We start from the raw sequence: 21,599 nt of genomic DNA, 5'->3' as shown, positions 1-21,599 counted from the left end.
ACACCGGCGACCGCGGCGACTACCTGCGTGCCATCGTCCGGCTCGCGTGCGAACGTGAGGACCTGGGCCCGGACTTCCGGACCTGGCTCCAGCGTTACGCAGCCGAGGAGCTGACGGACGCCGGCCTCTGACCGGCGTCGCACCTCCTGGCGTCCCGCCTTCTGGCGTCACACCTGAAGACACTCCCGGAGCGGGCCCCGTCGCGGTGACGGGGCCCGCTCCCGGTGTCTCCTGTCTCCGTCGCCTAGTTCCGGGTCGTCCTCCGCACGGCCCGCCGCAGCCTGCGCCGCACCAACGCCGGTACGTCCACCGCGCGGACCTCGACCACCAGCGTGGTCTCCGACGCCTCTGGCACCGGACGGGCGGTGCGGGGCCGGGCGAGCCCGAACCAGTGCGTGCCGCCCAGGCCGGTGGCGACCGGTACGGCGGCGACGGGAAGGGAGCCGGACGGGGCCAGGGTCACCGTCCAGCGGCCGGGGCGCAGGCCCTTGAACGGCAGCTCCGCCGTGAACCTCCCGCCGGTCCCGTCCAGCGGCACCGGCACCTCCCTGCGGTCGCCCCTGCCGTTCTCGGCGCGCAGCCGCACGGGCCCGGCCCCTCCGGCGGCCTCGCCCTCCAGCCTGCCGGTGACCACGAGCGTGTCCCGGCGCGCGGGGTGCCACGCCAGCCCGGTCGTCCGGAAGGCAGTGTCCTCGCGCGGCGCTCCCCGGCCGCCGACGTGCAGGGAGAGGTTGCCCCACTTGGTCACGTACGGCTCGACGACCGTGGGCTCGCCGGAGCCCGCCGGCACGATGGTGCGCGCGGGCACCGCGCCGGCCTCGGGTGCCTTCAGCCGCACCGTGCGGCTGACGCCCTGCGCCCGTACGTCGAGGAAGAGGTTCCACCGGCCCCGCCCCAGAAGCGCGCCGCCGGCCGGGACGTCCGCGACGAAGCCGGCGTCGGCGCGGCGCCCCTCGTCCGCGAGCCCGTCGTCCGGGGGCCCGGCGGCGGCGTGCACGCGGGCGGGGACGCGGACCTCCGGGTGGTCGGCGTCGTAGCAGCGCAGCACTAGTTCGGTGGCCGGGTCGAGGGTGGCCACGTGCTCGATGAAGGCGTGGCCGGTCAGCCTCAGCGTCCCGTCCTGCTGCCAGGAGGCCGAGTCGGTCCGGTGGCGCACGGGCAGCCGGCCGGTGACGTCGAAGGCGCTGTCCGGCACTCCCGCGCCCGGGGCGCGGAAGAGCGGGTGCTCCCAGTAGACCCGGCCCCCGTCGACGGCGTGACCGCGTTCGGCGTCCCGGTCCGCGTCGCGGATGACCGTCATGACGTCGTCGAACCGGTCGGCCCGCAGCAGGTGCAGCAGCAGCCGGTCGCGGGGCTGGAGCTTCTCGATCACCGGGTCGGTGACCCACCTGTCCACCCAGTCGCGGATCTCCGGGTAGATGTGCTCGCGGATGTCCTCCTCGCTCTCCCGCAGCAGCAGCCACCACAGCGGGCCGCACAGCTCCCACTCGACGTGCCGGCGCATGATCTGGTCGCGGCGGGCTCCCGGCTCCAGGTGGCGGGCCACCGTCTCGAAGCACATCCGGGTGCCCTGCATGCGGTGGCTGAGGTTCTGCGCGGTGAGGGTGAGGTTGTTCCCGTTCGCCCGGTCCCGGTGGTAGTAGCAGTCGTAGTCCGCCACGACGGACACGCCGTCGGCGTTGAGGTAGGCGGTCGCGGTGAACGGCTTGTCCTCGGTGTTGCGGAACGGCGGGAAGCGCAGGTTCAGCCGCTCCAGGAGCGAGCGGCGGAAGAGCTTCCAGCAGCCGAGGGTGCGGTAGGCGGCCGAGGAGAAGATGTCCGTGCGCGGCTGGGTGCTCCGGAAGACGGCGGTGGGCACGGCCCGGCCGCCCACCGAGACCATCTTGCCGAGCACGATGTCGGTGCGGTTCTCGTCGGCCATGGCGACCATGCGGCGCAGCGCGTCGGGCCCCAGGTAGTCGTCGGAGTCGAGGAAGAAGACGAAGTCACCGCGGGCGACGTCCAGGGCGACGTTGCGCGGTACGGCCGCGGTGCCGGAGTTCTCCTGGTGGATGACGCGCAGTGCGGCGCACGTCGCGGCGAGCCGGTCGAGCTCCTTGCCGGTGCCGTCGGTCGATCCGTCGTTCACCGCGATGATTTCGAGCTGGTCCAGGCCGATGGTCTGCTCGATCGCCGAGTTGATGCAGTCGGTCAGCTCCGGCATCGCGTTGTAGGCGGGCACGATCACGCTGACTCGAGGCTGTGACATCGCGTTCCTGACGTATTCGAAGGATTTCGATCAGTACGTGAGGTTGGACGGTCAGATCGCTGTGATGGTTGTGTGCGCGATGTCCGTAGATCATCTGATGAAAACGGCAAAGGGCCCTGGCGCACGGATACCTGCGCCAGGGCCCTGCACTACGGCGGTCGTCACCAGTCGGCCGCCACCGGTCAGCGGCGGCTCAGAACGGCTCGAAACCGTCGAACTCCTGCTGTGCGTCGTCGCGTTCGGCCTCCCGGTCGCGGCGCCGCTGGGCGGCCGGACGGGGCTCCTCGAAGCGGTGGTCCTCGCCGCGGCGGCCGAGCATCTCGGCACCGGCCGACATCGACGGCTCCCAGTCGAAGACGACCGCGTTGTCCTCGGGGCCGATGGCCACGCCGTCGCCGTGGCGGGCGCCGGCCTTCATCAACCGCTCCTCCACACCGAGGCGGTTGAGCCGGTCGGCGAGGTAACCGACGGCCTCGTCGTTGTTGAAGTCGGTCTGGCGCACCCAGCGTTCGGGCTTCTCGCCGCGCACCCGGAACACGTCCTCCTCGCGGGTGACGGTGAACCCGGCGTCGTCCACGGCCTTGGGCCGGATGACGATCCGCGTGGCCTCCTCCTTGGGCCGGGCGGCACGCGCCCCGGCGACCAGCTCGGCCAGCGCGAAGGACAGCTCCTTGAGGCCCATGTGGGCCACGGCCGACACCTCGAAGACGCGGTAGCCGCGGGCCTCCAGGTCGGGCCGGACCATCTCGGCGAGGTCCTTGCCGTCGGGCACGTCGATCTTGTTGAGGACGACGATCCGGGGCCGGCGGTCGAGGCCGCCGTACTCGCTCAGCTCGGCCTCGATGACGTCCAGGTCGGAGAGCGGGTCGCGCTCGGACTCCAGCGTCGCCGTGTCCAGGACGTGCACCAGCACGCTGCACCGCTCGACGTGCCGCAGGAACTCCAGGCCGAGGCCCTTGCCCTGGCTGGCGCCGGGGATGAGACCGGGGACGTCGGCGACGGTGTAGACGGTCGAACCGGCGGTCACCACGCCCAGGTTGGGGACGAGCGTGGTGAAGGGGTAGTCGGCGATCTTCGGCTTGGCCGCGCTCAGCACGGAGATCAGCGAGGACTTGCCGGCGCTCGGGTAGCCGACCAGCGCCACGTCGGCGACGGTCTTCAGCTCCAGGTGGATGTCCTGGAGGTCGCCGGGCTCGCCGAGCAGCGCGAAACCGGGCGCCTTGCGCCGCGCGGAGGCCAGCGCCGCGTTGCCGAGGCCGCCGCGGCCGCCCTGCGCGGCGACGTAGGAGGTGCCGTGGCCGACGAGGTCGGCCAGGACGTTGCCCGCCCCGTCGAGGACCACGGTGCCGTCGGGCACGGGCAGGACCAGGTCCTGGCCGTCCTTGCCGGAGCGGTTGCCGCCCTCGCCGGGCTTGCCGTTGGTGGCCTTGCGGTGCGGGGAGTGGTGGTAGTCGAGGAGCGTGGTCACCGACTGGTCCACGGTGAGGATCACGTCGCCGCCCCGGCCGCCGTTGCCGCCGTCCGGGCCGCCGAGCGGCTTGAACTTCTCACGGTGGACGGAGGCACAGCCGTGGCCTCCGTTACCCGCGGCGACGTGCAGTTCGACGCGGTCCACGAAGGTGGTCATGGGATGTGCCTCCAGTTACTGCCTGCTGTTGCCGCCCGTACGGGCGTGTTCTCTTGGGTAACACGCGAAAGGCGGACCCGCTTCCCCTCGGGGAAGTGAGGCCCGCCTCGCGAAAGTGTCCGGTCAGCCGACCGGGACGATGTTCACGACCTTGCGGCCACGGTGGGTGCCGAACTGCACCGCACCGGCCTGCAGCGCGAACAGCGTGTCGTCGCCGCCGCGGCCGACACCGGCGCCCGGGTGGAAGTGGGTGCCGCGCTGGCGGACCAGGATCTCACCCGCGTTGACGGCCTGACCGCCGAAGCGCTTCACACCGAGCCGCTGGGCATTCGAGTCGCGACCGTTCCGGGTGGACGATGCGCCCTTCTTGTGTGCCATGTCTTCTCAGTCCCTTACTTCGCAGCCGCGGGGATCTCAGTGACCTTGATCGCCGTGTACTGCTGGCGGTGGCCCTGACGACGGCGGTAGCCGGTCTTGTTCTTGTAGCGCAGAATGTCGATCTTCTGGCCCTTGTGGTGGTCCACGATCTCGGCCTGGACCTTGATGCCGGCCAGCACCCACGGGTCGCTGGTCACAGCGTCGCCGTCGACGACGAGCAGGGTCGAGAGCTCGACCGTGTCGCCGACCTGGGCGGTGGAAATCTTGTCAACCTCAACGATGTCGCCGACAGCAACCTTGTGCTGGCGACCACCGCTGCGCACGATGGCGTACACGCGGATCTCACTCTCTCGCTCTGGAACGGCACCCCCGCAGTCCAGCCGCCCGGTGACACACGGACAGCCTCTCCCGGCCGGGGCCCGCGAGGGCCCGCGCCTGGAAGGAAAGAGGTTTACGGGGATGTGACGCGTCAGTCGACACGCCGACGCCCAAGATTACGGGGCCGCAGGACAGGGGTCAAACCAGGCTTCCGCCGCCGAAACGCGCAGGTCCCATTCGACGCGCGGGCCCTTTCCCCCCGGACTCCGTTCGAAGTCCAGGGGGAAGGGGCCCGCGCGTCGTACGACGGGTGCCGGATCAGCCCTCGTCGGTGGCGGCCGTGACCGAGGACGGTGCCTGCTGGGCGGCCGCCGCGGTCTTCTTCGACGCCGCCTTCTTGGCCGTGGTCTTCTTGGCGGCCGCCGACTTGGTGGTCGTCGACTTGGCCGCCTTCTTGGCCGTGGCCTTCTTCGCGGTCGTCGTCTTCTTGGCCGCGGTCTTCTTGGTGGCGGCCTTCTTCGCCGTCGCCTTCTTGGCCGTCTTGCGGGCCGCCGTCTTCTTGGCCGGAGCGGCCTCCTCGGCGGACGCCCCGTCGGACGGGCCCTCGGGCGCGCCCTCCTCGCCCTCCTCGCCCTGCTCCGGCGCGTCGGCCGACGGGACGACCACGACGGCCGTCTCCTCGGAGGCGGTGGGAGCCGTGGACTTGCGCACCGCCCGGCGCCGCGGACGGGCCGGGGCGGCGCTCTCGGCGGCCGGCTCCGCGGGAGCCTCGGCGACGGGGGCCTGCGGCTCCTGCTCGGCCGGCGCGGTCTCCGGCACCGTCAGGACGGTGGCCTCGGAGCCCACGGGCGAACCGGCCGGCGCGGACACCTTGCGGGTGGCCCGACGGCGGGTACGGCCCTTGGGAGCAGCCTCCTCGGCGGCGGGAGCCGGTGCCTCGGCGGTGGCAGGGGCGTCGGCCGGGGCCGGCGTCGGGGCGCCGGAGACGGCGTCCTCGACGGCGGCGGGCTCGGCCAGCACCTCGGCGGCGGGCTCGCGTCGCACCGGGCGCTCGACCTCCTCCTGCACGGTGACGTCCTGCGCGGTCGGGGCTCCGCCGGACGCGGCCTCGCTCTTCGCGGCCTTCGGGGCGCCCGCCGGGGCCGACGCCCGCCGGCCACCGCTGCGGCGCCGGCCGCGACCGCGCGTGGCGGCGGCCTCGGCCTCGGCCGCGCTGCTGTACAGCTCCTCGTCCGGGGTGAACTCGGGCGCCGGGAGGGCGACCGGCTCGGCCGCCTCGGCGGCGACCTCCGCCTCGGACTCGGTCTCCGCCTCCTGCTCCGCGGTCGGGCCGGTCCCCACCGCGGCCTCGTGCTCGTGCGGCTGCTCGGCGCCGGCCCGCGCCCGCTTGCGGCGCTTGCTCCCGCCACCGCCACCGCCACCGGCGGCGACCGGCTGGTCGAGGTGGACGATGACGCCCCGGCCGTTGCAGTGGACGCAGGTCTCGGAGAACGACTCCAGCAGGCCCTGGCCGACCCGCTTGCGGGTCATCTGCACCAGGCCCAGCGAGGTCACCTCGGCGACCTGGTGCTTCGTACGGTCCCGGCCGAGGGACTCCAGCAGGCGCCGCAGCACCAGGTCCCGGTTGGACTCCAGCACCATGTCGATGAAGTCGATGACGATGATGCCGCCGAGGTCGCGCAGCCGGAGCTGGCGCACGATCTCCTCGGCCGCCTCCAGGTTGTTCCTGGTGACCGTCTCCTCCAGGTTGCCGCCCTGGCCGGTGAACTTGCCGGTGTTGACGTCGACGACGATCATCGCCTCGGTCCGGTCGATCACCAGCGAACCGCCGCTGGGCAGCCAGACCTTCCGGTCCAGCGCCTTGGCGAGCTGCTCGTCGATCCGGTACGTGGCGAAGACGTCGACCTCGCTGGTCCACCGGGACAGCCGGTCGGCGAGGTCCGGCGCCACGTGCGACACGTAGCCGTGGATGGTCTGCCAGGCCTCGTCGCCGCTCACGACGACCTTGGAGAAGTCCTCGTTGAAGATGTCCCGCACGACCCGGACGGTCATGTCCGGCTCGCCGTAGAGCAGCGTCGGCGCGTTCGAGCCGCCGGTGGTCTTGGCCTTCTTCTGGATGTCCTCCCACTGCGCCTGGAGCCGCTCGACGTCGCGGCGCAGCTCGTCCTCGCTGGCGCCTTCGGCGGCGGTGCGCACGATCACGCCCGCGTCCTCGGGGACGATCTTCTTGAGGATGGTCTTCAGCCGGGACCGCTCGGTGTCGGGCAGCTTGCGGCTGATCCCGGTCATCGAGCCCTCGGGCACGTAGACCAGGTAGCGGCCGGGCAGCGAGACCTGGCTGGTCAGCCGGGCGCCCTTGTGGCCGATCGGGTCCTTGGTGACCTGTACGAGGACCGGCTGGCCGGACTTGAGGGCGGACTCGATGCGGCGCGGGCCGTTCGCCATGCCCAGCGCCTCGAAGTTGACCTCGCCGGCGTACAGGACGGCGTTGCGGCCCTTGCCGATGTCGATGAAGGCGGCCTCCATCGACGGCAGCACGTTCTGCACCTTGCCGAGGTAGACGTTGCCGACGTACGAGGTGGCCTGCTCCTTGTTGACGTAGTGCTCGACGAGCACGCCGTCCTCCAGGACGCCGATCTGGGTGCGCTCGCCGTGCTGGCGCACGACCATGACGCGCTCGACGGCCTCGCGGCGGGCCAGGAACTCGGCCTCGGTGATGATCGGGACGCGTCGGCGGCCCTGCTCGCGGCCTTCCCGGCGGCGCTGCTTCTTGGCCTCCAGGCGGGTCGAGCCCTTGATGGACTGCACCTCGTCGGACGGCTCGCCCTTCTCCCGCGGGGGTCGGGGCTCGCGGACCTTGACGACGGTGCGCTCGGGGTCGTCCGTGGACGAGCCGTCGTCGCCCGAGCCGCCGTCCCCGGCGCGGCGGCGACGGCGGCGGCGCCTGCGGCTGCTGCTGGACCCGCCGCTCTCGCCGCCGGACTCCGCGCCTTCCTCGGCGTCGTCCTCGGCCTGCTCGGCGCCGTCCGCGGTGCTTTCGTCGGCCCGGTCGGCGTGCTCGGCGGAGGTGTGCTCGTTCTCGCCGTCCGCCAGGTCGCCGTCGGCGGCGTCACCCCGGCGACGGCGACGGCCGCCCCGGCGACGGCGGCGGCGGGAGCCGGAGTCCTCGGAGCCCTCGGCGTCGTCGTGGTCCTCGCCCGACTCGTCGGCGTCGGTGCCGGAGTCGGTGCCGGAGTCCGCGTCGCTCTCGGGCTGCTCCTGCACGGCGGGGGCGGCGGTCCGGTCCTCGGTGCTCTCCTCGGCGGCGGCAGCCCGGCGCCGACGGCGGCGGCGCGGTCCGGCGTTCTGCTCCTCCGTGTCCTCGGTGGCCTCGGTCCGGTCGGCGGGGGCCGCGGGCCCGGTACCGGCCGCCTCGGCGGCGGCCTCGGCCGCGGCGCGCTCGGGCGTCTGGAACTGGGGCTCGGCGAACACGGGCGCCTGGAACACGGCGACGGCGGGCCGCGAGGGGCGCTTGGGGGCGTCCGCCTCGTCGGCGCGTGCGGCGTTCTGCGCGGGAGCGGCGAAGCCGGAGGCGGCCTTGCGGGTGGACCGGCGGCGCGCACGGCGCGGCGCGGCGTCCTCGGCGGAGGCGGCGGGCTCGGCGGAGGCAGCGGGCTCCGGGGAGGCGGCGGTCTCGGCGGGGGCCGGAGCGGGCTCGGCGGCCTGCGTCGGCTCGACCACCTCGGCGGCGGCCTCGGCGGGCGACTCGCTCGGCGCGGACACGCGCCGCGTGGCGCGGCGGCGGGAGCGGCCCTTGGGCGCGGCCTCCTCGGCCTCGGCCGGCGCGGGCTCGGTGGCGGCAGCGGGGGCCTCGGCGACCGGCTCCGCAGCGGGAGAAGCAGGGGCTGCGGCGGCGGGAGCGGCGGCCGGCTCGGCGGGCGAGGTCACGGTGCGGGTGGCGCGGCGGCGGGTGCGGCGCGGCGCGGCGTCCTCGGCGGCCGTGTCGGACACGGCAGCCGGCTCGGACGTGGCGGCCGGCTCGGCTGCCGGGGCGGTGGTGGCGGCGGACGCCGGAACGACGGTCTCGGCCGCTCCGGTCGCCTCCGGTGCTCCGGCGGGCGCGGACGCACGGCGCACCGCGCGGCGGCGCGGCCGGGCGGCGGCCACGGGCTCCGGGGCGGGCTCGGGCGCCTGGGCAGCGGCCTGCGCCTCTTCCGTGGCGGCCTCCGGCTCCTCCGTCTCCTCCGGCTCTTCCGCCTCGTCGGTCACGGCGGCCGGCTCGGGCGCGACGGTCTCCGCCGGCCTCTTGGGAGCGCCGGACGGCGGACCCGCCGGGCGGGACGCGGCCCTGCGCCGACGGCGCGGCGGCAGGGTGTCGCTGGGGGTGTTCGCTTCGGAGTCCGTCGGAGTGGCCGAGGACTCTGCGGGTTCGGTCGGTTCGAGCATGCGGGGGTTTCTCCCGTCAGGCTCCCGGGCGCCGCGCCTGGTCCGGCATCGACATGTCGACCGCCGGTGACGTCCGCGGCTCGCGTGGTACGCGGTCGCCGCCGTCCGGGGCGCGGGCGCCGCTCGGAAGCTCTCCGTGTCTTGTCTCGCCGGTTCCGTACCCCTTGTCGTGCACGGCCTGGCGAAAGTCTTGTGGTCGGTGCGCTGCCCGACCCAGGTGGCTCCCGAGTTCGAGGGCGGCGCTACGACGTCGTCCCTGGCGGAACCTTCCTTACGCCGACGCCTTCGCGGCGGCGGAAGCGGCGGCCGGTTGCGGCTCGGGCGCTTCTGCCTCGCGGTCGGGCGCGAGCGGGTCGGTCACCGCACCGGTCTCTTCATCGAACAGCCCCTGCGCCAGCCTGGTCACCGCTGCGGGGACCGGCGGCGCCAGGTCGGCCACGGCGCGAAGACCGGACAGGACGTCGTCGGGTCGTACGGCAGGCGTCACGTGCCGAACAACCAGCCGCAGTATCGCACAGGGCTGGTCGCTCGGCCTATCAGCCTGGAAACCGTGCGTGGTGACGCGCTCCAGGTGCGCGACCGCGGAGCGGGTGTCGAAGGTGCGGACGCCGTTCTTCGTGCGGCGCTGGACCTCCACGGCCGGGGCCGCGTTGAACGCCGCCACGGCGTCCTCTGCGACCGCGGGCTCCACGCCGTCCAGCCGCAGCTCCCACACGGAGGCCGTCAGCCGGTCGGCGAGTCCGGAGGTCCGGGACTCGACCGCGTCGACGATGTCGAGCCCGGTGGGCATCGACGCGTCGAGCAGCAGCCTGACCTGCTCCGGATCACGCGCTTCGGTGAGCGCGATCTCCAGGTACTCCGCCTCACTGCCCGTGCCGGTGGGTGCGGCATTGGCGTACGACACCTTCGGGTGCGGGGTGAACCCCGCCGAGTACGCCATGGGCACCTCGGCGCGGCGCAGCGCCCGCTCGAAGGCGCGCTGGAAGTCACGGTGGCTGGTGAACCGGAGGCGGCCGCGCTTGGTGTAGCGCAGTCGGATGCGCTGCACCGCGGGAACGGGCGGCGGGCCTTCGGGCTGTCGCTTGCCCAGTGTCGTCAGTCCTTCGTGAGTGCGGTCGTACTCCTACCAAGAGTACGTGCCCCGGCGCCGGATGGTTCCCCCCGCTCCCGGACGGCGACTTCCCAGGCCGCCTCGATCATCGGGAAGATCTCGTCGACCGCGGCGTCCGGGTCGGCCGCCTCGCGGGCCAGCGAGTACGCGTCGACCACGAACCTCGCGAGGGTCCGGCAGGCCGTCGGGGTCAGCGGCAGGCCGGGGTCGGCGGCGACGGCTGCGGCCAGCGAGTCCGCGTGGCGCAGCCGCATCGACTCCTCGTATTCCCGCAGGGCGGGCGAACCGGCGATCATGCGCCAGACGGGTGCCGCGCCCTCCGCCGTGCAGTGCCGCACCAGGGCCCGGATCTCGCGGCGCAGGGCGGGCAGCAGCGGCTCGTCCGGCGCGCGGCCGGTGACCGCCCCCGTGATCCGCTGCTCGAAGTCCTGGTCCTGCTCGAAGACGAGGGCCTCTTTCGCGGCGAAGTGCGAGAAGAGGGTGGTGACGGCCACGTCGGCCTCGGCGGCCACGTCGCGGATGCCCACCGCGTCGTACCCGCGCTCCAGGAAGAGCCGCATGGCGGCGTCGGCGATCTTCTGGCGGGTCGCGGCTTTCTTGCGCTCACGGCGCCCGGTCGGCACGGTCACACCCTGACACTACCAAACCCAAATAAACATCAACACCGAAAAGCTACCAGCTACAAAACCCTAACGGGTAGTGTTACGGTCGCCGGCATGAGAAAAGTGAGCTTCGCCGAGTTCGGCGGTCCGGACGTGCTGCGCCTCGTGGACGCCGAGGAGCCCCACCCGGGCCCCGGCCGGATACGTGTCGCCGTACGGGCGGCCGGAGTGAACCCCGTCGACTGGAGGATCCGCGAGGGCCAGGTACTGGGCGCCCATCCGGTCGAACTGCCCGCCGGAGTGGGACTGGACGCCGCCGGAGTGGTGGACGAGAAGGGCGCGGGGGTGGAGGGGGTGGAGATCGGCGACCGCGTGTTCGGCGAGGGCTCCAGCACCTACGCCGAGTTCGCCGTACTGGGTGCCTGGGCCCGCATGCCCGAGGGCCTGACGTTCGAGGAGGCGGCCGGATACCCCTCCGTGGTGGAGACCGCGCTGCGCGTCCTGCGCGAGGTCGGCATACGGGCCGGGCAGACGCTGCTGGTCAGCGGCGCGTCCGGTGGAGTGGGCTCGGCGGTGCTGCAGATCGCCCGCGAGCGCGGCATCAAGGTGATCGGCACGGCGGGCGCGGCGAACCAGGACTACCTGCGCGGCCTGGGCGCCCTCGCCACGACCTACGGCGAGGGCTGGGTGGAGCGGGTACGGCGGCTCGGGCCGGTCGACGCGGCCCTCGACCTGGCCGGCTCCGGCGTGATCCGCGAACTCGTCGGGCTGACCGGCGACCGGGACAGGGTGCTCACCATCGCCGACCTCGGCGCACCCGGCCTCGGCGTCCGCTTCTCCGGCGTGGCCGGCAGCGTCCCGGACGCGCTCGCCGAGGCCGCCGACCTCATCTCACGGGGCCGGCTCCACATCCCGGTCGAGCAGACGTACCCGCTCGCCGACGCCGCAGCGGCCCACGCCGACAGCCGGACCGGCCACGCGCGCGGCCGCCGCGTCATCGTGCCCTGAGGCGCCGTCCGTCCCGGCGGCCCGGCTACTTCACGGTCAGCGGCAGCAGCTTCTTGCCGGTCGGGCCGACCTGGATGGACGTGTCCATGGCAGGGCAGACCCCGCAGTCGAAGCACGGGGTCCAGCGGCAGTCGTCGACCTCGGTCTCGTCGAGGGCGTCCTGCCAGTCCTCCCAGAGCCACTCCTTGTCGAGGCCGGAGTCGAGGTGGTCCCAGGGCAGGACCTCCTCGTAGCCGCGCTCGCGGGTCGTGTACCAGTCGACGTCCACGCCGAAGGGCGCGAGGGCCTTGCCGGCGCAGGACATCCAGCGGTCGTACGAGAAGTGCTCGCGCCAGCCGTCGAAGCGGCCGCCGTCGTCGTAGACCGCCCGGATGATCGCGCCGGTGCGGCGGTCGCCGCGGGAGAGGAGTCCCTCGACGATGCCGGGCTTGCCGTCGTGGTACCGGAAGCCGATGGAGCGGCCGTACTTCTTGTCGCCGCGGATCTTGTCGCGGAGCTTCTGGAGACGGGCGTCCGTCTCCTCCGCCGACAGCTGCGGCGCCCACTGGAAGGGGGTGTGGGGCTTGGGGACGAAGCCGCCGATGGAGACGGTGCAGCGGATGTCGCCGGAGCCGGACACCTCGCGGCCCTTGGCGATGACCCGGGTGGCCATGTCGGCGATCTGGAGGACGTCGTCGTCGGTCTCGGTGGGCAGACCGCACATGAAGTACAGCTTCACCTGGCGCCAGCCGTTGCCGTAGGCCGTCGCGACGGTGCGGATGAGGTCGTCCTCCGAGACCATCTTGTTGATGACCTTGCGGATGCGCTCCGAGCCGCCCTCGGGGGCGAAGGTGAGGCCGGAGCGGCGGCCGTTGCGGGTGAGTTCGTTGGCGAGGTCGATGTTGAAGGCGTCGACGCGGGTGGAGGGGAGGGACAGGCCGATCTTGTCCTCCTCGTACCGGTCGGCGAGGCCCTTGGCGACGTCGGCGATCTCCGTGTGGTCGGCGGAGGAGAGGGAGAGGAGACCCACCTCCTCGAAGCCCGTCGCCTTGAGGCCCTTGTCGACCATCTCGCCGATGCCGGTGATGGAGCGCTCGCGCACCGGGCGGGTGATCATGCCGGCCTGGCAGAAGCGGCAGCCGCGGGTGCAGCCGCGGAAGATCTCCACGGACATGCGCTCGTGGACGGTCTCGGCGAGCGGGACGAGCGGCTGCTTGGGGTAGGGCCACTCGTCGAGGTCCATGACGGTGTGCTTGCTGACCCGCCACGGGACGCCGGAGCGGTTGGGGACCACGCGGGCGATCCGGCCGTCGGGGAGGTACTCGACGTCGTAGAAGCCGGGGACGTAGACGCCGCCGGTCTTCGCCAGGCGCAGGAGGAGCTCCTCGCGGCCTCCCGGGCGCCCCTCGGCCTTCCAGGCGCGGATGATCGCGGTGATCTCCAGGACGGCCTGCTCGCCGTCGCCGATGACCGCGCAGTCGATGAAGTCCGCGATCGGCTCGGGGTTGAAGGCCGCGTGGCCGCCGGCCAGCACGACCGGGTCGTCGATGCCGCGGTCCTTCGCCTCCAGCGGGATGCCCGCGAGGTCCAGGGCGGCCAGCATGTTCGTGTAGCCCAGCTCCGTGGAGAAGGAGAGGCCGAAGACGTCGAAGGCCCGCACCGGGCGGTGGCTGTCGACGGTGAACTGCGGGACGGAGTGCTCCCGCATCAGCGCCTCCAGGTCCGGCCAGACGCTGTAGGTGCGTTCGGCGAGGACGCCCTGCTGCTCGTTGAGCACCTCGTAGAGGATCATGACGCCCTGGTTGGGCAGTCCGACCTCGTAGGCGTCCGGGTACATCAGAGCCCAGCGGACGTCGCAGGATTCCCACTCCTTGACCGTGGAGTTGAGCTCTCCGCCGACGTACTGGATCGGCTTCTGCACATGCGGGAGCAGAGCTTCGAGCTGCGGAAAAACAGACTTCACAGACTCGGCGGCTTCGGCAGGCATCTCACGGAACCTTCGTGTGCTGACAAGGGGGACCATCCAGCCTAACCCGGCGTGGAAGGTCCCCCGTACCGCCCGTGGTCAGGCGGACATGGGTCTCTGGACCGTGATCGACTGGAGCAGCCCCACCGCCATCCACACGGCGAACATCGACGAGCCGCCGTAGGAGACGAAGGGCAGCGGCAGACCGGTGACCGGCATGATGCCGAGCGTCATGCCGACGTTCTCGAAGGTCTGGAAGGCGAACCAGGCCACGATGCCGGCGGCGACGACCGTCCCGTACAGGTCGGTGGTCTCCCGGGCGATCCTGCAGGCGCGCCACAGGACGACGCCGAGCAGGACGATGATGAGGCCGGCGCCGAGGAAGCCCAGCTCCTCGCCGGCGACGGTGAAGACGAAGTCGGTCTGCTGTTCCGGCACGAAGCGGCCGGTGGTCTGCGAGCCCTCGAAGAGGCCGGAGCCGGTCAGGCCGCCGGAGCCGATGGCGATGCGGGCCTGGTTGGTGTTGTAGCCGACGCCGGCGGGGTCGAGGGCCGGGTTGGCGAAGGCGGCGAAGCGGGCGATCTGGTAGTCGTCCAGGATGCCGAGCTGCCACACCGCGAGCGCTCCGGCGGTGCCCGCGCCGAGCAGGCCGAAGATCCAGCGGTTGCTGGAGCCGGAGGCGAGCAGGATGCCGAGCACGATGATGACCATGACCATGACCGACCCGAGGTCGGGCATGAGCATCACGATCAGCATCGGGACGGTGGCCAGACCCAGGGCCTGGAGCACGGTCCGGTGGTCGGGGTGCTGCCGGTCCCCCGCGTCGACGCGGGCGGCCAGCAGCATCGCCATGCCCAGGATGATCGTGAGTTTCACGAACTCCGAGGGCTGCAGGGAGAAGCCGCCGGGGAGCTTGATCCAGGAGTGGGCGCCGTTGATGGTCGAGCCGAGCGGCGTGAGCACCAGCAGGATCAGGAAGACGGAGGCGCCGTACAGGACGGGCACGGCGGTGCGCAGGGCGCGGTGGCCGAGCCAGACGATGCCGACCATCAGGGCGAGCCCGATGCCGGTGTTCAGCAGGTGCCGGGTGAGGAAGTAGTACTGGTCGCCCTGGTTGAGTTCGGTGCGGTTGCGGGTCGCGGAGTAGACGAGCAGGGTACCCATCAGGGAGAGCGCGATCGCGGCCAGCAGTATCGGCCAGTCGAGCCGCCGGGCCACGGAGTCCCGGGCGAGGAGCCGGGTCCAGCCCGCCTTCTCGGGGCCGTACCCGGAGACCTGGAAGCTGTTCGCTCCGGTCATGCGCGCGCCCTCCGGCTTCCACCGAGTCCCGTACGGGTACTGCCGCGGGTCCCGCCCCGCGCGCCGCCGCGTCGTCGGCGCCGGCGGGTGTCGCGGTTCTCGCCGTTCGTGTTGGGCGTGGTCGCGCCCTGGTCCTGGCCCTCGACGGGGGCGTACTCCTGGTCCGGGGAGGCCTCCTCGTCGGGCTGCAGCTCCTTGACGACGTCCTTCGGCATCTTGGGCGCGGTGATGGTGCCGTCGGTCCTGATCGCCGGGAGCTTCGCCTGGGGCTTGGGCAGCAGCGCCTTCTTCTGGTCGATGTCGCCGTCGTCCGAGACGCCGTACAGCGCGTCGTAGATGTTGCGGACGGCGGGTCCCGAGGCGCCGGAACCCGTACCGCCCTGGGAGATCGTCATGACGATCGAGTAGTCCTTGGTGTACGTCGCGAACCACGAGGTGGTCTGCTTGCCGTAGACCTCGGCGGTACCGGTCTTGGCGTGCATCGGGATCTTGTCCTGCGGCCAGCCGACCTGCGCGAACCGCCAGGCGGCGGTGCCCCGGGTGGCGACGCCGGCGAGGGCGTCGTCCATCTTGGCCAGCGTGGTCTTGCTTATCGGCAGCTTGCCGTGCGCGGTGGGCTCGATCTCGTCGACCGTCTTGCCGTCGGGGCTGACGACCGCCTTGCCGATGCTCGGGTCGTAGAGGGTGCCGCCGTTGGAGATGGCGGAGTAGATGGTGGCCATCTGGATGGGGGTGACGAGGGTGTCGCCCTGGCCGATGGAGTAGTTGATGGAGTCACCGGCGCGCATCTTGTTGCCTTCGAGGCAGTTCTCGTACGCGATCTTCTCGACGTACGAGCCGTCCTTCTTGCCGGTCTTGCACCAGGCGTCCTTGTTGGCGTCCCAGTACTCCTGCTTCCACTCGCGGTCGGGGACGCGGCCGGTGACCTCGTTGGGGAGGTCGATGCCGGTCTTGGCGCCGAGGCCGAACTGGTGGGCGGCCTTGTAGAAGTAGTCGTGGGGGTTCTTCGGGTTCGTCCCGCCGTCCTTCTTCCACTCCTGGTGGGACAGGCGGTAGAAGACGGTGTCGCAGGAGAGTTCCAGGGCGCGGCCGATGCTGATCATGCCCTCGTTGGCCGACTCGAAGTTCTTGAAGACCTGGCCGCCGACGTCGTACGCGCTGGAGCAGTCGTAGTTGCCGTCGAAGTCGTAGCCGGCCTCGACCGCGGCGGCCGAGGAGACGACCTTGAAGATCGAGCCGGGGGCCGCCTGGCCCTGGGTGGCGCGGTTGAGCAGCGGGTAGTTGGAGTCCTTGCCGGTGAGCTTCTTGTAGTCCTTGGCGGAGATGCCGCCGACCCAGGCGTTCGGGTCGTAGTCGGGGTTGGAGGCCATGGCGACGACGCGGCCGGTCTTGGCCTCCATCACGACGACGGCGCCCGCGTCGGCCTCGTAGGTCCGGTTGGTGTTGCGGTCCATCTCCTTGCGGGCGGCCTTCATGGCCTCGTTCAGCTCGTACTCGGCGACCCGCTGGACGCGGGCGTCGATGCTGGTGACGAGGTTGGAACCGGGGGTGCCCGCGTCGGACTCGGCCTCGCCGATGACGCGGCCGAGGTTGTCGACCTCGTAGCGGGTGACGCCGGCCTTGCCGCGCAGCGCCTTGTCGTACTGGCGCTCGATGCCGGAGCGGCCGACCTGGTCGGAGCGCAGGTAGGGCGAGTCGGTGTCCTGGGCCTTCTGCAGCTCCTCGTCGGTGACCGGCGAGAGGTAGCCGAGGACCTGGGCGGTGTTGGACTCGCCGGGGGCGGCGTAGCGGCGTACGGCCATGGGTTCGGCGGTGATGCCGGGGAAGTCCTCGGCGCGCTCGCGGATCTGCAGGGCCTGCTTGACCGTGGCCTCGTCGGTGACGGGGATCGGCTGGTAGGGCGAGCCGTTCCAGCAGGGCTGGGGGGTCTCGGCGTCGCAGAGCCGGACCTTGTCGATGACGTCCTGGGGCTGCATGCCGAGGACCCCGGCGAGCTTGGTGAGGACGCCCTCGCCGTCGTCCTTCATCTTCAGCAGGTCGGTGCGGGAGGCGGAGACGACGAGGCGGGTCTCGTTGTCGGCGAGGGCCACACCGCGGGCGTCCAGGATCGAGCCGCGGGTGGCGGGCTGGACGACCTGCTGGACGTGGTTGCCGGAGGCCTCCTCCGCGTACTCGTCGCCCTGGCGGATCTGGAGGTACCAGAGCCGGCCGCCGAGGGTGGCGAGGAGGGAGAGGACGAGGATCTGGATGACGACGAGCCGGGTCTGGACGCGGGTGCTGCGGCCGGTCTCGGGGATGTTAGTCATGGGCGCAGCCCATTCGGTTGAGGGTGGCGGTGGGCGACGGGAGGGCGTTGGTCACTGCTGCCTCCCCCTCACGTGGTGCGTGTTTTCTGGACGTTGCGGTGCCGGTGGGCGGGGTCGTGCCGTCACAGCCGCTTGACCCCCTTGATGCGTCCGGCGCGGGCCATGCGCGCCCGGGCGGTCTTCATCCGCAGCGCGTTGCGCTGTCCGCCGATGCGCAGGCCGGTGCCCGACGAGAGCCACCCGGAGGAGATGTCGGGGCTCTTGGCGGCGGAGTTGGTGTCGGCCAGCGGGTCGTTCTCGGCGCGCCGGGCGAGGGCCATGATGCCGGGGACGACGAAGGGCGCGAGCAGCAGGTCGTACAGGGAGGCCGTGAACAGCAGGCTGGGCAGGCCGACGTGGCGGGCGGCGGTGTCGCCGACGAGGGCGCCGACGCCCGCGTAGAGCAGGGTGGTGCCGATGGCGGCGCCGACCACCACGACCATGGGGCCGGTGGCCGACCTGAGCCGGCCGTTGTCCGGCTTGGCGAGGCCGGCGAGGTAGCCGATGACGCAGAGCACCAGGGCGTAGCGGCCGGCGGCGTGGTCGGCGGGCGGGGCGAGGTCGGCGAGGAGTCCGGCGCCGAAGCCGACGAGGGCGCCGCCGACGTGGCCGTAGACCAGGGCGAGGCCGAGGACGGTGAGCAGCAGCAGGTCGGGGACGGCGCCGGGCAGGTGGAGGCGGGCGAGGACGCTCACCTGGATCACCAGGGCGACGACGACCAGGGCGACGGACAGCAGGATCCGGTTGACGCGCATGGGGTGAGGGCTCCTACGGTTCGGTCTGCTCGTTCTGCTGGTCGGTCCGGTCGTTCTGCCCGGTGGCGCCGTTCTCACCGGCCGTGTCGTTGCCGAGGGCCGCGTCGTCCTCCTCCGTGGCGCCGCCCTCGTTGTTCTGTGCCTGGCCCTCGGGGTCGGCCCCCGGGGTCACGGTCACCGTCACGGTCGGCGTGGGCTCCGGCTTGTCCTTCGCCGGGAGCACCGTGTCGCGCGGGTCCTTCTGCGGGGCCTGCACGACGACGCCGACGACGTCGAGCTTGGTGAAGCTGACGAACGGGGTGACCTCCAGGATGCGGGTGAGGTCGCCGCCGTTGGGGTCGACGCGGGAGACGGTGCCGACGGGTACGCCGGGCACGAACGGCTTGTCGGCCTGCGAGCCGAAGGTGACGAGGCGGTCGCCCTTCTTGACGTCGGCCTTGCCGTTGAGGAGTTCGACGCGGAAGGGGCGGCTGCCCTGCCCGGCGGCGAAGCCGAGTTCGTCACCGGCCTCCATCCGGGTCCCGACGGTGAAGTCCGGGTCGTTGGCGAGCAGCACGGTGGCGCTGTTGGGTCCGACGGTGGTCACGCGTCCGACGAGGCCGTCGCCGTTGAGGACGGTCATGTCGCGCTTGACGCCGTCGCCGGCGCCGGCGTCGATGGTGATCGTCCAGGAGAAGCCCTGGGCCGCTCCTATGGCGATGACCTGAGCGCCCTTGATGCCGTACTGGCCGGCTCCGGCGAGGCCGAGCATCTTGTCGAACTGCTTGAGCCGGCTGCGGCCGCGCTCGTCGCTGCCGAGCTTCGCCTTCAGGGCCGCGTTCTGCGTCTCCAGTGCGGCGAGCCGGTCGTGCCGGTCGCCGGAGTCGCGGATCGCGGAGACCGCGTTGCCGACCGGGTCGACGGCGGACGACACCCCGTTCTCGATCGGACCGAAGACGTTGGCCGCGGCCTGCCGGGCACCGTCGACCGGTGAGTCCTCCCCGCCGCGGATGTCCACCGTGATCAGCGCGAACGCGACGGCGATCAGCAGTACCAGGAGCAGCCGGCTCTCTTTCGTGTCCCTCACGTGCGGCGGCCGTGCCTTCCTCGTCGAAATGCGGGAAATCTCGGAATGTACGTGGGCATGTACGTGGGCGGTGTTCAGGTATTCAGGTGATTCGGTACGTCGGGTGCGAGCGGTGCGGCAGCGGCACTTCCCGCACATCCGGTACGGGACCTCGCATCCGGCACCGGAAGCCTTCATCCGGTACCGGAACCCTCTATATCAACGATCCGCCGCACGAGAGGAGATCGTCTCGTACGGCGGAACCGAAGTGTTACGTCATCTGCGGGGCGAGGCGTCCAGCACCTGCTGGAGCGCCTCGAACTCCTCGACGCACTTGCCGCTGCCGAGCGCCACGCTGTCGAGCGGGTCCTCGGCGATGTGGATCGGCATTCCGGTCTCCCGGCGCAGCCGTTCGTCGAGCCCGCGCAGCAGCGCGCCGCCGCCGGTCAGGACGATGCCCCGGTCCATGATGTCGCCGGACAGCTCCGGCGGACACTTGTCGAGGGTGGTCTTGACGGCGTCGACGATCGCGTTGACCGGCTCCTCGATCGCCTTGCGTACTTCGGCGGCGGAGATGACGACGGTCTTGGGCAGCCCGGAGACGAGGTCCCGGCCGCGGATTTCGGTGTGCTCGTCGGAGTCGAGGTCGTACGCCGAGCCGATCGTGATCTTGATCTGTTCGGCCGTGCGCTCGCCCAGCAGAAGGCTGTACTCCTTCTTGACGTGCTGGATGATCGCGTTGTCCAGCTCGTCACCCGCGACGCGGATGGACTGGGCCGTGACGATGCCGCCGAGCGAGATGACCGCGACCTCCGTGGTGCCGCCGCCGATGTCCACCACCATGTTGCCCGTGGCCTCGTGGACCGGCAGGCCGGAACCGATGGCCGCGGCCATGGGCTCCTCGATGATGTGCACCTGACGGGCGCCGGCCTGGGACGACGCCTCGATGACGGCGCGGCGCTCGACGCCGGTGATGCCCGAGGGCACACAGACGACGACTCGCGGCCGAGCCAGATACCGCCGCTTGTGGATCTTCAGGATGAAGTAGCGGAGCATCCGCTCGGTGATCTCGAAGTCGGCGATGACGCCGTCCTTCAGCGGACGCACGGCAACGATGTTGCCGGGCGTGCGCCCGATCATCTTCTTCGCTTCGGCGCCGACCGCGAGGATGCCACCGGTGTTGGTGTTGATCGCGACGACGGACGGCTCGTTGAGTACGATCCCGCGACCCCTGACGTACACCAGCGTGTTGGCGGTCCCGAGGTCGACAGCCATGTCACGGCCGATGAACGACATTGAGTTCCCCATCAGGATTCGACTGGCCTTCCCAGGAGCTTTTGAGGGCTTTTCAGGTAGGCGAAGTGGGTGCAGTGACGCGTGGAGGCTTCCATCGTAGACGCGCTTTCGCGAACACTGCGCGAGGGTCTTCGCCATTGTCGGCAGATGGCGCACCGCCTCGCCTGTGGAGACGGGCCAACGGTGGGATCCGTTCCCCCGATCAGGCACGCATATGCCACAGGGCGACCGCTTTTACACGGCCGCCCCGGCTTCGCCTGAGCCATTCGGCTGACGCTTTGTCAGAAAAAAGACCGTTCGGCGTGTCTGGGAGAAGAATCAGACCCGGCCCGGGAAGAAGATCTTTAGCTCGCGCTCGGCGGACTCCTCGGAGTCGGAGGCGTGGATCAGGTTCTCCCGGACGATCACACCGAAGTCACCCCGGATGGAGCCGGGCGCGGCGGCGATCGGGTCGGTCGGGCCGGCCAGCGCGCGCACGCCCTCGATGACCCGCTCGCCCTCGACGACCATCGCCACGACCGGGCCGGACGCCATGAACTCGACGAGCGGCTCGTAGAAGGGCTTGCCCTTGTGCTCGCCGTAGTGCTGCTCCAGCGTGTCGGCGTCCAGGGTGCGCAGCTCCAGCGCGGTGATCTGCCAGCCGGCCTTGCGCTCGATACGGCTGATGATCTCGCCGGTCAGGCCACGACGGACGGTGTCGGGCTTGAGGAGGACGAGGCTGCGCTGGGTCACGAGGGCTCCCTTGAAGAGGTGCGGTTGTGCGGGTGAGGACTGAGGTTACCGGGCGTGTCGCGGCACCCGTCACGCAGCGTCGGCCCTCATCCGTCGAGCGGCGCAGGGCCGCACCCCGTCAAGCGGCGTCGGCCTGCGCCGCGAACCGCGCCTTCGCCTCGTCGATCTTCCGCCCGTAGTGCACCGAGGCCCACCACAGGGCGGCGAAGACCGCGCCCAGGAAGAACATGGTGGGCACCACGAACCCGGAGGCGATCAGCGCGATCTGCAGCGCCCAGCCGAGCGCGACACCGCCGGGCCGGGTGATCACGCCGCACAGCAGCACGCACAGCAGCATGGCGATGCCGCTGACCGCCCACACCGTCCCCGTGGACAGGTCCGGGTCCTTCATGGCGACCAGTCCGGCGAAGCCGATCACGAAGAGCTCGCCGATCAAGGTCGAAGCACAGAGCGTACGCACGGGAA

Annotated in this window: 16 protein-coding genes and 1 pseudogene; 2 read left to right on the top strand and 15 right to left on the bottom strand. The window is 71.7% G+C overall.

Features of this window, described 5'->3' with window-relative positions; genetic code table 11:
- Window positions 1–131 (top strand): annotated as a pseudogene (locus tag IG94_RS41850) (UTP--glucose-1-phosphate uridylyltransferase); the annotation flags it as partial.
- Window positions 132–244: 113 nt separating this feature from the next.
- Here the strand turns inward: IG94_RS41850 and IG94_RS0123340 are convergent.
- The 7 genes from IG94_RS0123340 to IG94_RS0123310 all read right to left on the bottom strand — a co-directional run bounded on the left by IG94_RS0123340 (window position 245) and on the right by IG94_RS0123310 (window position 10,736).
- Entirely contained in the window at window positions 245–2,248 is a 2,004-nt protein-coding gene (locus IG94_RS0123340; protein ID WP_043484303.1) for a glycosyltransferase, read from the bottom strand.
- 193 nt (window positions 2,249–2,441) lie between these two features.
- On the bottom strand, window positions 2,442–3,875 hold the full coding sequence (obgE, locus tag IG94_RS0123335) for a GTPase ObgE (protein WP_031040414.1): 1,434 nt from the start codon (window positions 3,873–3,875) through the stop codon (window positions 2,442–2,444).
- Between the two features lie 123 nt (window positions 3,876–3,998).
- Window positions 3,999–4,253: a 50S ribosomal protein L27 gene (gene rpmA / locus IG94_RS0123330; RefSeq protein ID WP_031040411.1), complete on the bottom strand. Its 255-nt coding sequence runs from the start codon at window positions 4,251–4,253 to the stop codon at window positions 3,999–4,001.
- Window positions 4,254–4,267: 14 nt separating this feature from the next.
- A complete protein-coding gene (rplU, locus tag IG94_RS0123325) occupies window positions 4,268–4,588 on the bottom strand; it encodes a 50S ribosomal protein L21 (protein WP_031040408.1) in 321 nt (106 codons plus the stop codon).
- Between the two features lie 301 nt (window positions 4,589–4,889).
- A complete protein-coding gene (locus IG94_RS0123320; RefSeq protein WP_031040405.1) occupies window positions 4,890–8,996 on the bottom strand; it encodes an Rne/Rng family ribonuclease in 4,107 nt (1,368 codons plus the stop codon).
- A gap of 271 nt (window positions 8,997–9,267) precedes the next feature.
- Window positions 9,268–10,044 carry a TIGR03936 family radical SAM-associated protein gene (locus tag IG94_RS0123315; protein WP_031040403.1) on the bottom strand — a complete coding sequence of 259 codons (777 nt, stop codon included), beginning with the start codon at window positions 10,042–10,044 and terminating at the stop codon, window positions 9,268–9,270.
- A gap of 47 nt (window positions 10,045–10,091) precedes the next feature.
- Window positions 10,092–10,736: a TetR/AcrR family transcriptional regulator gene (locus tag IG94_RS0123310; RefSeq protein ID WP_031040400.1), complete on the bottom strand. Its 645-nt coding sequence runs from the start codon at window positions 10,734–10,736 to the stop codon at window positions 10,092–10,094.
- Between the two features lie 87 nt (window positions 10,737–10,823).
- On the opposite strand from IG94_RS0123310, the gene IG94_RS0123305 reads away from it, so the two are divergent.
- The gene (locus IG94_RS0123305; RefSeq protein ID WP_031040396.1) at window positions 10,824–11,717 is read left to right on the top strand and encodes an NADP-dependent oxidoreductase; all 894 of its coding nucleotides are present in this window, start codon (window positions 10,824–10,826) and stop codon (window positions 11,715–11,717) included.
- A 25-nt stretch (window positions 11,718–11,742) separates the two neighbouring features.
- Here IG94_RS0123305 and IG94_RS0123300 read toward each other — a convergent pair whose 3' ends face one another.
- The 8 genes from IG94_RS0123300 to IG94_RS0123265 all read right to left on the bottom strand — a co-directional run bounded on the left by IG94_RS0123300 (window position 11,743) and on the right by IG94_RS0123265 (window position 21,594).
- A complete protein-coding gene (locus tag IG94_RS0123300; protein WP_031040393.1) occupies window positions 11,743–13,683 on the bottom strand; it encodes a TIGR03960 family B12-binding radical SAM protein in 1,941 nt (646 codons plus the stop codon).
- A 78-nt stretch (window positions 13,684–13,761) separates the two neighbouring features.
- On the bottom strand, window positions 13,762–14,961 hold the full coding sequence (gene rodA, locus IG94_RS0123295; protein ID WP_031040390.1) for a rod shape-determining protein RodA: 1,200 nt from the start codon (window positions 14,959–14,961) through the stop codon (window positions 13,762–13,764).
- Complete coding sequence (mrdA, locus tag IG94_RS0123290) at window positions 14,958–17,267, bottom strand: penicillin-binding protein 2 (protein ID WP_031040387.1); 2,310 nt, start codon at window positions 17,265–17,267, stop codon at window positions 14,958–14,960. Before mrdA ends, rodA begins: the two co-directional genes overlap by 4 nt.
- A gap of 122 nt (window positions 17,268–17,389) precedes the next feature.
- Window positions 17,390–18,061: a rod shape-determining protein MreD gene (mreD, locus tag IG94_RS0123285; RefSeq protein WP_031040384.1), complete on the bottom strand. Its 672-nt coding sequence runs from the start codon at window positions 18,059–18,061 to the stop codon at window positions 17,390–17,392.
- 13 nt (window positions 18,062–18,074) lie between these two features.
- The gene (mreC, locus tag IG94_RS0123280; protein WP_031040381.1) at window positions 18,075–19,127 is read right to left on the bottom strand and encodes a rod shape-determining protein MreC; all 1,053 of its coding nucleotides are present in this window, start codon (window positions 19,125–19,127) and stop codon (window positions 18,075–18,077) included.
- A 255-nt stretch (window positions 19,128–19,382) separates the two neighbouring features.
- Window positions 19,383–20,402 carry a rod shape-determining protein gene (locus IG94_RS0123275; RefSeq protein WP_007449816.1) on the bottom strand — a complete coding sequence of 340 codons (1,020 nt, stop codon included), beginning with the start codon at window positions 20,400–20,402 and terminating at the stop codon, window positions 19,383–19,385.
- A gap of 318 nt (window positions 20,403–20,720) precedes the next feature.
- On the bottom strand, window positions 20,721–21,134 hold the full coding sequence (gene ndk / locus IG94_RS0123270; protein ID WP_031040379.1) for a nucleoside-diphosphate kinase: 414 nt from the start codon (window positions 21,132–21,134) through the stop codon (window positions 20,721–20,723).
- A gap of 118 nt (window positions 21,135–21,252) precedes the next feature.
- Window positions 21,253–21,594, bottom strand: coding sequence for a DUF4233 domain-containing protein (locus tag IG94_RS0123265; protein ID WP_031040364.1), 342 nt, complete (start codon window positions 21,592–21,594; stop codon window positions 21,253–21,255).
- Window positions 21,595–21,599: the final 5 nt, after the last annotated feature.

The sequence above is a fragment of the Streptomyces olivaceus genome (assembly GCF_000721235.1).
GTDB lineage: Bacteria > Actinomycetota > Actinomycetes > Streptomycetales > Streptomycetaceae > Streptomyces > Streptomyces olivaceus.
Note: the sequence above shows the minus strand (reverse complement) of the source record. Positions and strands in the feature narration are given on the sequence as shown.